Genomic DNA, 10152 nt, shown 5'->3' on the forward strand with positions numbered 1-10152 from the left:
CGTATCGGGCGATCGACAACTACACCGCTGTGCGGTTGCGCCGGTGGTTGCGCATCAAGCACAAGGTCAGGCGATGCAAGGGCGGGACCTATCCACTCTCGCACCTTTACGGGCACTTTGGGCTCGTACGTCTAACCGCGCTTGGCCGCGACCGGCCGTGGGCGAAGGCGTGAGGTCTTGTCCGAGAGCCGGATGCGGGAGATCTGCCTGTCCGGTTCGACGAGCGGGATGTGGAAACGGAGTCACGGCTACACCACTAAGGCACCGCCAGACGAAAGGGGCGGGAACAGATATGTGTAGCCTAAAGCCACCGCGCCACATCTCGACTCCACCAATCGCGCCGGTTTCGCCGCAGCCCGAGACTTCCGGTCTACCCCAAACTGCGGACATGTCTCCGCGCTGCGCAACCTGCCCATGATCGACTGTTCCCGCCCGCTGAAACTCGCCGATGTTGCACGTGCTCGCAAGTCGGTCAATCGGAGGTAGCAGGGTCTTGGGCAATCGCCGCTTTATTAGCGGTTCACCACTACCCATCCTCAACCCGCGTCATCGCGGGCGCGTTCGGGTTCTTCACCTTAATCCAGTCCGTTGCCCCGCCTGTGCGTGTGTGGCCACAAACAACGGTCGCACAGGTGTCGCCCTATTGCGTCACACCTGATACGCGCATGGGTTCGGCAGGACGACACGTCGTCAAAACAAACACCGTCTTGGTGCATTGCCATTCACTACCGAGCGCTGCAACCGACGTGGGCTGGGGGGCAGCCATCGCTATCAACAGAACAGCCGCGCCGGCCAGCGTGAAAGTTGCGATGACGAGCGCGCGCGTTTTACGGATCCACATTGGGCCGAGCATTGTCGTCGCTCCTTTTCGAGATTGGCGGAGATTACGAGCAAACCGCTCCCTGTTTTGTGATCGAGATCACAATTCGAAGAAGCTTTTTTTGCCTGGCGGCAATGGGCGACCCGCGCCGGGTGAACAGCAGCCCGCCCCCGGGGGGCCCTGGCGGGCGACCATGAGCCGGTAGCCGTCGTGCTTGATTTCATGAACCCAGAGCGGGCCGGAGGGCGGCCGGGCGACCTTCGACGGCTGACAGGGTTCGATAAAGCCGGATGGACGCCGCCGCTGGACCATGGCGCCGGAGGATAGGGCGGCGGACGCTGCGAGAAAGTGCCTTGGCGTTAACCCTCAACCTTTGGCGGTGTGGTAGTGCTTCCAGCGGGGGAACTGCTGCATGGCAAAAAAAGTCAAATTCGATCCCGACGACGGGCTGATCGTCGGCGAGGTCGGCCCGTGGGCGGTCGAAAAGCACGACCGCGTAAAGAGGTACATTCAAGCGGCGCGCGGTGCTCGCGCGAAGTTCTTGCCTCCGAAAGGAAACGGCGGCGCGACCTACATCGAGCTGTATTCGGGCGCAGGCCGGTCACTCATCAGTGACACAAATCAGATCATCGAGGGCAGCGCCCTCGTGGCGTTCAAGGCCGGACGCGATAGCGGTCATCCCTTTTCGCAGATGCACCTTTCCGATCTGGAGGCGCAGAACTCATCCGCGCTGGCTCAGCGCATCACGGCGTTGGGCGGATCGGCGACAAGCTACGTCGGCGAGGCAAGTGCCGTTGTCGATCAGGTGATGAGCGCGATCAATCCGTACGGCCTTCACCTCGCATTCCTTGATCCCTTCAATCTCGCGCAACTGCCGTTCTCGATCATCGAGCGGATGTTGCGGGTGAAGCGGATGGACATGATCATCCACGTCAGCCTGCAGGACTTGCAGCGCAACCTTGATAGGCATTCCCGCGTCGGCGGGGCGCTCGACATTTTTGCGCCCGGATGGCGTGATGCGGTTGATGTCAACCAAGCAACCATTGCGCTGCGGGCGGCGTTTATTGACTGCTGGCTCCAGTCTATCTGCTCGCTCGGCACGCATCCCGCGACAGGCATACCGCTGATCGTCGGCGAGAAGAACCAGCGCCTCTACTGGCTGGTGTTCGTGAGTTCAAATCCGCTCGGGCACAAACTTTGGAATGACGTGCAAAACTTGGGCGGCCAAGGGTCGCTTTTAGAGGGACTGTGATGGCTGACACCTCGATTGAGTGGAGCGATGCGACCTGGAACCCCGTCGCTGGCTGCACGGTGCTCTCTCCCGGCTGCACGAACTGTTACGCGATGCGCATGGCGGCACGGCTGGATGCGATGGGCATGCCGAAGTATCGCGGGCTGACCCGCAAGAGCGGCAAGCGCGCGGTCTGGACCGGCAAGGTCAGACTTGATCACGCTGCGCTCGGCATACCGGCGAGCTGGAAGAAGCCGCGCCGGATTTTTGTGAACTCGATGTCCGACCTCTTCCATGACGTCGTTCCGGCGACCTTCGTCGCCGCTGTCTGGGACACGATGAAGGCAACACCGCAGCACACCTATCAAATCCTGACGAAGCGACCGGATCGGATGGCTGTCATCACTGCGACGCTGCCGGTGCTGCCGAACGTATGGCTCGGCACAAGCGTCGAAAGCGCCAACTATCTCGGGCGCATTGACGATCTGCGCAAGGTCGATGCTGCCGTCAGGTTCGTTTCGTTCGAGCCCTTGCTCGGGTCGGTGGCTCGCGCTGATCTGGCGGGCATCCAGTGGGCAATCGTCGGCGGCGAGAGCGGCCCGCGCTCGCGTCCGATGGCCGAGCAGTGGGTCGCGGAAATCGAGGCCGCATGTCGCAAGGCGAGGACGGCGTTCTTCTTCAAGCAGTGGGGCGGCGTTCGCAAGAAGAGCACCGGCAGGCATTATCGCGGTCGCACGTTCGATGAGATGCCGCGCGCCGCCGCGATGTCCTGATAACTATCGCTCGCCCGGCCACCAGCTCGACGGCGGATCGCTGGCGCTGATCTTTTTCGGTCGCAGCGCGACCAGATGGCTGCGCTTGTTCCACGCCTCGCAGGCGAGCCGGTCGGCTTGCTTGCGTGCTTCGGCCGCCCGCTCTGCCGATGCCCGGATCGACGCGCCGTAGATGGTCTCGCGTGATTTGGTGCCCATGCGAGAGAGGATGCGCCGGGCGGATCGGGTGGGGCAAGCCGCTAGGGATTGCGGTGGATAGCGTGCCGGACACAACGGAGAGAAAACCGGCTGCGGCGCTCAAGCAACGGAGCAAGTAGCCTCGCCGATCAGCCGTCGTCCTGCCACTGCCTCGTCGGCAGCGACGGCACCCGGCGCTGCATGACTCGCGGTCGCTCGACCGTCATGGGCTTCGGCGGCGGTGATGGCTTCACCGGCTTCGGTGCGCCCGGCGGCTTGCCGAAGGTTCGATGCGGCTTCACCTCACGCGCCACTGCCGCCAGCCGCTTGGCCTCGACCTCATCAATGGTGCGCCAGCGGTTACTGAACCTGAACACGTTGCTGCCGCGCGGGCCCGTCTCGATCTCGATCAGGCCAAGATTGACGAGCATCGGCAACGCTGACGACACCACCGTATGCGTGATGCGGTGATCCAGCATGAAGGAGAGGTAGGACACGCTCGCGCTGTCGCCGCCGCCGATCGCCTGCTCGATCGCAGCGAGCACCCCGCGCGCACTCTGTGGCAGCGCCAAATAGGCCGGGCTGTCTGATCGATCTGTCATCGTCACCTCTCTCGATCCTTGGCTACAGGCCAATCAGCACCGCCAGTGCGACCATGACGACGACCGCCGCGACGAAGATCGCAGTCTCTTTCCGCGACATTCGCCACATCGCGCACCGCCATAAACCTTCGTGTCGGTCGCGTGCTCCCTTCAGATGCCCATTGCTTCCATACTCGCACCTGGCTGGCGCGTGCAATCGATCATCTGGCGCGGTCCCGAGCGCCCGCGCCGGCGCACGGTCACGAACGCCCCGCGCCGTGGTCCTCGGCCCTAGGGGAACGTTATGCCGAAAGCGGCCGGATCGGGCTTCTCGCCTTTCCGGGGCACCAACAAACGCTCCAGCCCACCCGGCACGTAGGTGGCCAGCAGGGTGGCTTGGGCGCCGACCACTTCGATCGTATGCGGCACACCACGGGGAAGAGCCGCGTACGAGCCTGCCCCCACCTCAACGCGGGAATCGCCGACCCGCGCGATTAGCTGCCCCTCAACCACGTAGACTAGCTCGTCCTCGCGCGAGTGAGTGTGCATCGGAGGCTCCTCCCCAGCTCGCACCGTCCACAGGACCGCGCCATAATCGCCTCCGGACTGGCTGCTCTCCACTTTAATTTCGATGCTCGAGCCTCCGCTCGTGGTCACCTTCTCGCCACCGTGGGGCGGCGTTAGAACCGGCTTCTGGACTGACATTTGTAGCCTCCTGATTGTGCGCCGGATGAGCCCGGTACCGCGTAAGCATGGAATTCCGCGCGGCGAATGGGAAATGACACCACGCGATGAAGTCAATAACCGCGCGTTATGATGGCCGTTCGCCTTCCGCATCGGACTCGCGTGCACTCGAGGCCCTTGTGGGGTCCGGCCGAATGTCCGGTTGCGCAAAAACCGGAACCGCTCACGGTCGGACGGAAGTCGGACTTTCGACATGTCGGACGACGGCATTGGGCCACATCGCGCACCGCCTTTGTGTGCGAAATGGTACAATAATTTAGCGCGATATGATGGATTGAAAATATACTTGAAGCGCACGGTCGCGCGGACCCCGCACTTTTCTGTCAGCCCAAAGGACCCGAGAAACCGATGGGGTGCACACAAAAAGAAAGGCCGCCCGCGTTGCCACAGGCGGCCCCCGCCTCGGGGACGCTCAAGGCGGACAGCGATAGCGAAGTGATGCTGGGGGGTTCGCTACCGCATACGCTATCTAAGATGATCGCGATCAGCGGCTCAATTGAACGTAGGGAAACGTCGGGCATCTAAAGGGGGTCACGGGCCGATACGAAGGATCATGGCGCTCGCCATCCCACCCGCGCTCTTGCATCCTCCCCTTCGCCTCCGGTTGGAGGCTCCCCTGGGGCGAGGGCGCAAATAGTCCCCAAGGAGGTTCTGATGCGCATTCTGGCCTTGGCGATTTTGGCGATCACGACGGTTTTGACAACGGCGCCGGCTCAGGCCCAGACGTACGATCCGGCTTATCCGGTTTGCCTGCGTGCGCACGGCCACTATTACGAATGCCGCTACACGTCGTTGCCTCAGTGCAACGCATCGGCATCGGGCCGCGCAGCAGTGTGCGTTATCAATCCATATTTTGCGAGCGGGCAAGTGCCCGCGGATTATCGGCGGCGCCGCGTCTACTAAAGCTTATTTTGGAGCAGACAAGCTCAATGACAGCCGCGGCCCCACGATGCTCGTCCGGCTCGGCTAGTGGACCCACAGGGTTACGACGGCACAGGCGAAGCCCACCACCAGGACGCCGGAGGCTGCTATGGTGACTAGGTCAATTGACCAGTTTTGGCCGACGAAATCGACGTGTCTGGAGTGATTTTCGTCCCGATATGTCTGCAGGGGCATGGCAGCAGCACCTCCTCGTGCGGCGAGGTGCCGATCCGGGCGTACTGACCGTCGTTTTGATTTGTGTCCGGCGAAGTGGTGATGAAAATGTCTTCGTTGTCGCCTTCGATTTTACATTTCAGCACGTCGCCAAGCGAGGGCATTGATGCAAGCATTTGAGCGCCAACAAAACTTGCGACTGTGCCACGAGAACTGAATGTTTATTCTGCGATTTGATCCGATTTACAATCGCAAATCGGCGACAGTTGCCGACTATTCACAGGCCCTGTTTGCCCGAACCAACCCAGCTGCGGAGCTACGTCGCTACCGGGTACCGATTTTTCTGAGTATCCTTCGAGAGACAGGTTTCCAACTCACGTAGTTGTAGAGCCCGGCCCACGAATGGACCTGAGTACCGCACTTACGGCAGTGAAAGTCGCGGGGTGCTGGCCCGGCTGCTGTTGCTGGCACGCCGCATAGACCGTAACGCAGCGCGGACAGGAGAAATGGACGATCAGCTGGGCATCATTGCTCATTCTCAAATGATGTACCGTGATTCGGCATTTCCCAGCGCGAGAGATTCGCATTTAACGTTTTCCACGACTATCTGTCTGCAATGCTCAAATAACTTGAACCCTGCATCCCGACGCGCGGCACCAAGGTGCCTGACCGGCCGGAGTGGATCCACGAGATCAAGCACGACAGCTACCGTTTGATCGTTCAGCGCGAGGATAAGCGCGTGCGGCTGTTCACTCGCGACGGCCACGACCGGAGCGACCGATTCCCGCTGATCGTTGAGGCGGCCTTGCGGCATCACGCATCCGCGTTCGTGCTCGACGGCGAGGCGGTGCTGCTTGACCTCGGAGAGATTACCACCGAGCTGAGCCAGCGCTGCGCCGAGAATCCAGAACAATTGGCGTCGTTCATCGGCCGCTATGGCGAGCCGCCCGCGATCCAGCTGGCACTGCCCATGCGACTATAGCAAGTCGGATCATCATGACGCTTGCGAGTACGGCGGTTGCGTTTGTGATGTCTTGATCCGCCGCAGCGCCGAATGGCCTTTGCCTTCACGCGCGAGGATGCCGGCTTTTTCCAGCCGCAACAGACTTATGAGAAGCGAAGAGACTTTGCCGCGCAGCGTTTCGTGAACGGACACGTCATGGCCGAGTTTCAGCATTTCCCGGACCATGGCTTCTGCTGTCATCGGCCCGTGCTCGGCAAGAATTTCGTGAATCAATGTCAGCCGCGTGCTGCTCAATTCGTCCTCGCGGGGGTTTGACCGCCCCGGCGCCGAGGAATCACCGGATCTGCGCCGGGGCGTCGCTGCCTCTCAGCTGACCCTTGGGAGGCCCCGGTGATCAGCGCGAGAGATCGCTCGCCGAGACAGGCATACTCTACGCCGCACGTCAGTGCACTATGTAACCGAAGGGACGCCAAATTTGCGTTGGCTACGGCACAAACTGCACTGACATCCGCGCGACGGTTGTGCTTTTCTGTGTTTGCGACCTCTCGCTGATCGAACCCCAGCCCTTACCAGCCCCGGTGGGTGAGAGGGAGCGCGCGCCCCGGTGCCGATCCCCCACGGTCGCGCCGGGGCGACTAACTTATCGTCGGAAGAGAGGCTAGCGTCATGCGGGACCGTCTGTTCACCGCGCTCGTGGTCATGGCAGGCATTGCCTCGACGATCATGGCGGCGATTGCGGTGCTCTCAATTCAATAGACCAGCACGTCAGCGACCGGGAAATTCATCCGCACTTTTAACGGAACGCTGGCAGGCGCAGCACGGGCTTGTCCTTCAGCGTCCTTGCGGCTGGAGGCGTTGCGGCCGGAGGCTCCGGCGCCGCCGGATGCCTCGCCGCACGCATTGCCGTCGAGATCGATCCGGGCCGCGCCCGCGACCATACCCTTCCGATACATCACGCGCCGGGCGTAGGTGCCCAGCACTATACCGAGCTTGCTCCGGTCAAGCTCCGGGCAGCGCGCCACGAGATCGTCGGCGATCCCGACCTTCAACGGCCGATGCGGCTGGTGCCGCTCCAGCACGAAAGTTTGCGGGAAGCGTTCGGCGAGATACGCCAGCGCGGCTTGCAAGTCTTCCTTCGCGATCGTCATCCAGCCCTCCAGAGGTGATGCGAGATTTATCACGACTTTTTTTAATTTGTATGTGCAGAGAGCCGCAGGTCATCCGCCCAAGCGGTCGCCGCTGATCTCGACGTGATGGCTGCATCGGTGGTCGCGGCAATAGATCAGCACGTCGCGAACGCCGGCCGCGCGCAGCTCGCCGAAGGTGATTTTCTGCGGATAGCTCGTCATGCGGTGATCGTAGCAGAGCGAGGATCGATTGGCCCTCCCGCCCATGCGATATTTCGGAGCCGCCGCTACCAGACCGGACGAGGCAAAGGCGCATCAGCGGCTTTCGCGCGCGGTGCGTTGATCGACCAACACAAAATCCGCTCCCGACACCAACCCGATGGCCACGAGCAGGCGGCGAAATCGTCAGGCCGGACCCGATTCGTTTTAACAGATCGTTAGCGCAGTGGGCGTAAGAGTCGCGCGTCGTGGTGATGCTAGGGGTGAACCTGAGCTAGGGAGTGAACCTGATGATCACTCGGACACTTGCTGCGGCGCTCGCGGGAGCGACTCTGTTCGGCCTTACCGCACAGGCCGCACCGAGCAAGCACAAGGCGAAGCCGGCAGTCACCGTCACTGTGACGGTGACGAACTTGCGCAAAGCGGATCTAGTCCAGTTGGAGGCGGCCGAGTCCGGCTCTACAGACTGGAAGAAAGTGGTTGGCCCGGTGAAATCCGGCAAGCAAGCGTCGGCTAAACTGCCGCAGGCCAGCGATTGCCGCTTTGATCTGCGCGGGACGTTCGACGACGGCGAGTCGATGGACGCGCCCGGCATCAACGTCTGTGCCGATAAAACGCTCAACCTGACCGATTGACGGGGGGCTTCCTCTCGCGCTGGCCCGAATGAGTTCGGCAGAAAAACCCGGCCAGCGATGTGCTGACCGGGCTGCAAATCCGACAACTTGTCGAATTTCGACAATCACGCCGCGAGTTGTGCCGCCTCCGGCTTGTCATCCGCCGTCCCGGTCAGCGTCTCGCGCAGCGACCGCTCGATGACCATGGCCATCTCGCCCCGAAGGTTGCCTGCCTTCGTGCTTCAGTTCGTTAGCCAACGCGGGGAAAACGCTAAATCATTCAACGCGCTCGTAATTGCCTTTAGACAACATAACGCATTGTTTTCATTGGAAAGCGGCAGAACCACCATGTTCCGAGGAGGAACACCTCATGGAAGGCAACTGCGCCGCTTGGCCGGAGGTGAGTGGCCGCTGCGCGGATCAGTGCGACCGGGTCGCTCTTTTGGACCAAGACATAGCGACCGACAACCAGATCGCAGTTTCCGGCGCCGGTCATTTCGGAGGCATTGCCTTCCACGAATTCGATATTGGCGCGACCAGCGGCGCGGGCGCGCTCGCGGGCCGTGGCGATCGCGACAGCGCTGCGGCCGATCCCGACGACGGCCCCGGTCGGTCCGACCATTTCCGCCGCGAGCATTGCCACGTCGCCCGCTCCACAACCGAGGTCGACGACGCGCATGCCTCGTGCGAGCCCGATCTCGCGCAGGAGGCGCGTCGTGATCGGGCGGAGGTTGTCCGCCTGCAGCATCAGCCTGCGAAGTTCCCGGTTCGAATGCCCCAAGACATAATGCTGCATCAAACCAGTCTCCCTGTGTTGCTACGCCACGATCCAAAAGGCGACGATGATCCACGAGGAGCGCAGAACCGCTCGCCGTCCCCGAGTCCTCACGGACGAACGCGGATGATCGTTTTCCCGCTGATCCGTTTGGTCGGATTGAAAGCGGCGACAGCATCGTCGAGGGTCGCGACGTTGCCGATGTTCGTCCGCAGCCGTCCGTCCCGCACCCGCTGGACGATCTCACCCAGTTGGGCGCGATCCGACACGAGAACAAAGTCGATCGTCAGGCCGTCGGCGGGCCGTGCCTCGGTCGGGCCGGCGATGGTCACCAGCGTTCCTCCGGCTCGAACCAGGCCTGCGGACCGCTTCGCGATGTCGCCGCCGAAGAGATCGAAAACCAGATCGACTGGGCCGACGTCTTCCAGGGCGTCGTTCTCGAGAGCGACGAACTCCTGCGCGCCGAAGTCGAGCGCCGTCTGACGGTGGGCGGCGCGTCCGGTGCCGATGATGTAGGCGCCGGCCTCACGTGCGAGCTGGGTCACCATCGAACCGACGGCGCCGGCCGCGCCGTGCACGAGGACGCTCTGCCCCGCCTGAAGGCGACCGTGCGCGAACAGTCCCTGCCACGCGGTCAGGCCCGGCATCGCCACACTCGCGCCCACTGTGAAGTCGACATCGCCCGGCAGCGGCGCAAGGTTGCGTGCCTCGACTGCCACATACTCCGCCAGCGTGCCGCCGCGATACGAGTCCGTGAGGCCAAACACCCGCTGTCCCACCGACAGGCCCCTCGTGCCGTAGCCAAGGGCGGTGACCACTCCGGCCAGCTCTTGCCCGGGAATCACCGGCGCCCGGTCACGGCCGAGGCGATCGGTCCAGGTCGAGGGCCACGTCAGCTCATCCCAGGTGAATCCCGACGCATGAACCTGAACGACGACGTCGTTAATCGCTGCCTGCGGCTCAGGCCGCTCCACCAGCTTCATCCCGGCCGTTCCCGCAGCCTGGTCCGTTACGACGATCGCCTTCATCTGA

15 protein-coding genes are annotated in these 10152 nt (G+C 62.5%); 5 read left to right on the top strand and 10 right to left on the bottom strand.

Annotation, left to right across the window (positions count from 1 at the left end; all coding sequences use genetic code 11):
- Positions 1-640 precede the first annotated feature (640 nt).
- The gene (locus tag YY7_RS61545; protein ID WP_155255658.1) at positions 641-853 is read right to left on the bottom strand and encodes a hypothetical protein; all 213 of its coding nucleotides are present in this window, start codon (positions 851-853) and stop codon (positions 641-643) included.
- Between the two features lie 379 nt (positions 854-1232).
- Between YY7_RS61545 and tcmP the strand changes: the two genes are divergently transcribed.
- Both tcmP and YY7_RS0147935 read left to right on the top strand, forming a co-directional pair.
- Positions 1233-2072, top strand: a complete 840-nt coding sequence (tcmP, locus tag YY7_RS55825; protein ID WP_035693042.1) for a three-Cys-motif partner protein TcmP — start codon at positions 1233-1235, stop codon at positions 2070-2072.
- Positions 2072-2824: a DUF5131 family protein gene (locus YY7_RS0147935; RefSeq protein ID WP_028169193.1), complete on the top strand. Its 753-nt coding sequence runs from the start codon at positions 2072-2074 to the stop codon at positions 2822-2824. Before tcmP ends, YY7_RS0147935 begins: the two co-directional genes overlap by 1 nt.
- 3 nt (positions 2825-2827) lie before the next feature.
- Here YY7_RS0147935 and YY7_RS0147940 read toward each other — a convergent pair whose 3' ends face one another.
- The 3 genes from YY7_RS0147940 to YY7_RS0147955 all read right to left on the bottom strand — a co-directional run bounded on the left by YY7_RS0147940 (position 2828) and on the right by YY7_RS0147955 (position 4287).
- Positions 2828-3022 (bottom strand): hypothetical protein, encoded by a 195-nt coding sequence (locus tag YY7_RS0147940; RefSeq protein WP_028169194.1) that lies wholly within the window; start codon positions 3020-3022, stop codon positions 2828-2830.
- 128 nt (positions 3023-3150) lie between these two features.
- Entirely contained in the window at positions 3151-3603 is a 453-nt protein-coding gene (locus YY7_RS0147945; RefSeq protein WP_028169195.1) for a hypothetical protein, read from the bottom strand.
- A 270-nt stretch (positions 3604-3873) separates the two neighbouring features.
- The gene (locus tag YY7_RS0147955) at positions 3874-4287 is read right to left on the bottom strand and encodes a cupin domain-containing protein (RefSeq protein ID WP_028169196.1); all 414 of its coding nucleotides are present in this window, start codon (positions 4285-4287) and stop codon (positions 3874-3876) included.
- A gap of 693 nt (positions 4288-4980) precedes the next feature.
- Between YY7_RS0147955 and YY7_RS59775 the strand changes: the two genes are divergently transcribed.
- Positions 4981-5229 (top strand): DUF3551 domain-containing protein, encoded by a 249-nt coding sequence (locus tag YY7_RS59775; protein ID WP_028169197.1) that lies wholly within the window; start codon positions 4981-4983, stop codon positions 5227-5229.
- Between the two features lie 134 nt (positions 5230-5363).
- Here the strand turns inward: YY7_RS59775 and YY7_RS0147970 are convergent, their stop codons facing one another.
- Positions 5364-5597 (bottom strand): hypothetical protein, encoded by a 234-nt coding sequence (locus YY7_RS0147970; protein WP_035693044.1) that lies wholly within the window; start codon positions 5595-5597, stop codon positions 5364-5366.
- A gap of 485 nt (positions 5598-6082) precedes the next feature.
- On the opposite strand from YY7_RS0147970, the gene YY7_RS55830 reads away from it, so the two are divergent.
- On the top strand, positions 6083-6403 hold the full coding sequence (locus YY7_RS55830; RefSeq protein ID WP_051397353.1) for a hypothetical protein: 321 nt from the start codon (positions 6083-6085) through the stop codon (positions 6401-6403).
- A 12-nt stretch (positions 6404-6415) separates the two neighbouring features.
- Here the strand turns inward: YY7_RS55830 and YY7_RS61550 are convergent, their stop codons facing one another.
- The 3 genes from YY7_RS61550 to YY7_RS64685 form a co-directional block, all read right to left on the bottom strand.
- Positions 6416-6679, bottom strand: a complete 264-nt coding sequence (locus tag YY7_RS61550; protein ID WP_155255659.1) for a hypothetical protein — start codon at positions 6677-6679, stop codon at positions 6416-6418.
- Positions 6680-7134: 455 nt separating this feature from the next.
- The gene (locus YY7_RS55835; protein ID WP_051397354.1) at positions 7135-7533 is read right to left on the bottom strand and encodes a ProQ/FINO family protein; all 399 of its coding nucleotides are present in this window, start codon (positions 7531-7533) and stop codon (positions 7135-7137) included.
- 69 nt (positions 7534-7602) lie between these two features.
- Positions 7603-7734: a hypothetical protein gene (locus tag YY7_RS64685; protein ID WP_283807059.1), complete on the bottom strand. Its 132-nt coding sequence runs from the start codon at positions 7732-7734 to the stop codon at positions 7603-7605.
- Between the two features lie 278 nt (positions 7735-8012).
- On the opposite strand from YY7_RS64685, the gene YY7_RS0148000 reads away from it, so the two are divergent.
- Positions 8013-8366: a hypothetical protein gene (locus tag YY7_RS0148000; protein ID WP_028169200.1), complete on the top strand. Its 354-nt coding sequence runs from the start codon at positions 8013-8015 to the stop codon at positions 8364-8366.
- Positions 8367-8646: 280 nt separating this feature from the next.
- Here YY7_RS0148000 and YY7_RS55840 read toward each other — a convergent pair whose 3' ends face one another.
- Positions 8647-9141: a class I SAM-dependent methyltransferase gene (locus tag YY7_RS55840; RefSeq protein ID WP_051397355.1), complete on the bottom strand. Its 495-nt coding sequence runs from the start codon at positions 9139-9141 to the stop codon at positions 8647-8649.
- Between the two features lie 89 nt (positions 9142-9230).
- Positions 9231-10148, bottom strand: coding sequence for an NADP-dependent oxidoreductase (locus tag YY7_RS0148015; RefSeq protein WP_028169201.1), 918 nt, complete (start codon positions 10146-10148; stop codon positions 9231-9233).
- Positions 10149-10152: the final 4 nt, after the last annotated feature.

The organism is Bradyrhizobium elkanii WSM2783 (assembly GCF_000472865.1).
Lineage (GTDB): Bacteria > Pseudomonadota > Alphaproteobacteria > Rhizobiales > Xanthobacteraceae > Bradyrhizobium > Bradyrhizobium elkanii_A.

Coding starts and splice junctions, on each gene's coding strand:
- YY7_RS61545 (WP_155255658.1), bottom strand. CDS start 853: ATGCTCGGCCCAATGTGGATCCGTAAAACGCGCGCGCTCGTCATCGCA.
- tcmP (WP_035693042.1), top strand. CDS start 1,233: ATGGCAAAAAAAGTCAAATTCGATCCCGACGACGGGCTGATCGTCGGC.
- YY7_RS0147935 (WP_028169193.1), top strand. CDS start 2,072: ATGGCTGACACCTCGATTGAGTGGAGCGATGCGACCTGGAACCCCGTC.
- YY7_RS0147940 (WP_028169194.1), bottom strand. CDS start 3,022: ATGGGCACCAAATCACGCGAGACCATCTACGGCGCGTCGATCCGGGCA.
- YY7_RS0147945 (WP_028169195.1), bottom strand. CDS start 3,603: ATGACAGATCGATCAGACAGCCCGGCCTATTTGGCGCTGCCACAGAGT.
- YY7_RS0147955 (WP_028169196.1), bottom strand. CDS start 4,287: ATGTCAGTCCAGAAGCCGGTTCTAACGCCGCCCCACGGTGGCGAGAAG.
- YY7_RS59775 (WP_028169197.1), top strand. CDS start 4,981: ATGCGCATTCTGGCCTTGGCGATTTTGGCGATCACGACGGTTTTGACA.
- YY7_RS0147970 (WP_035693044.1), bottom strand. CDS start 5,597: ATGCTTGCATCAATGCCCTCGCTTGGCGACGTGCTGAAATGTAAAATC.
- YY7_RS55835 (WP_051397354.1), bottom strand. CDS start 7,533: ATGACGATCGCGAAGGAAGACTTGCAAGCCGCGCTGGCGTATCTCGCC.
- YY7_RS64685 (WP_283807059.1), bottom strand. CDS start 7,734: ATGACGAGCTATCCGCAGAAAATCACCTTCGGCGAGCTGCGCGCGGCC.
- YY7_RS55840 (WP_051397355.1), bottom strand. CDS start 9,141: ATGCAGCATTATGTCTTGGGGCATTCGAACCGGGAACTTCGCAGGCTG.
- YY7_RS0148015 (WP_028169201.1), bottom strand. CDS start 10,148: ATGAAGGCGATCGTCGTAACGGACCAGGCTGCGGGAACGGCCGGGATG.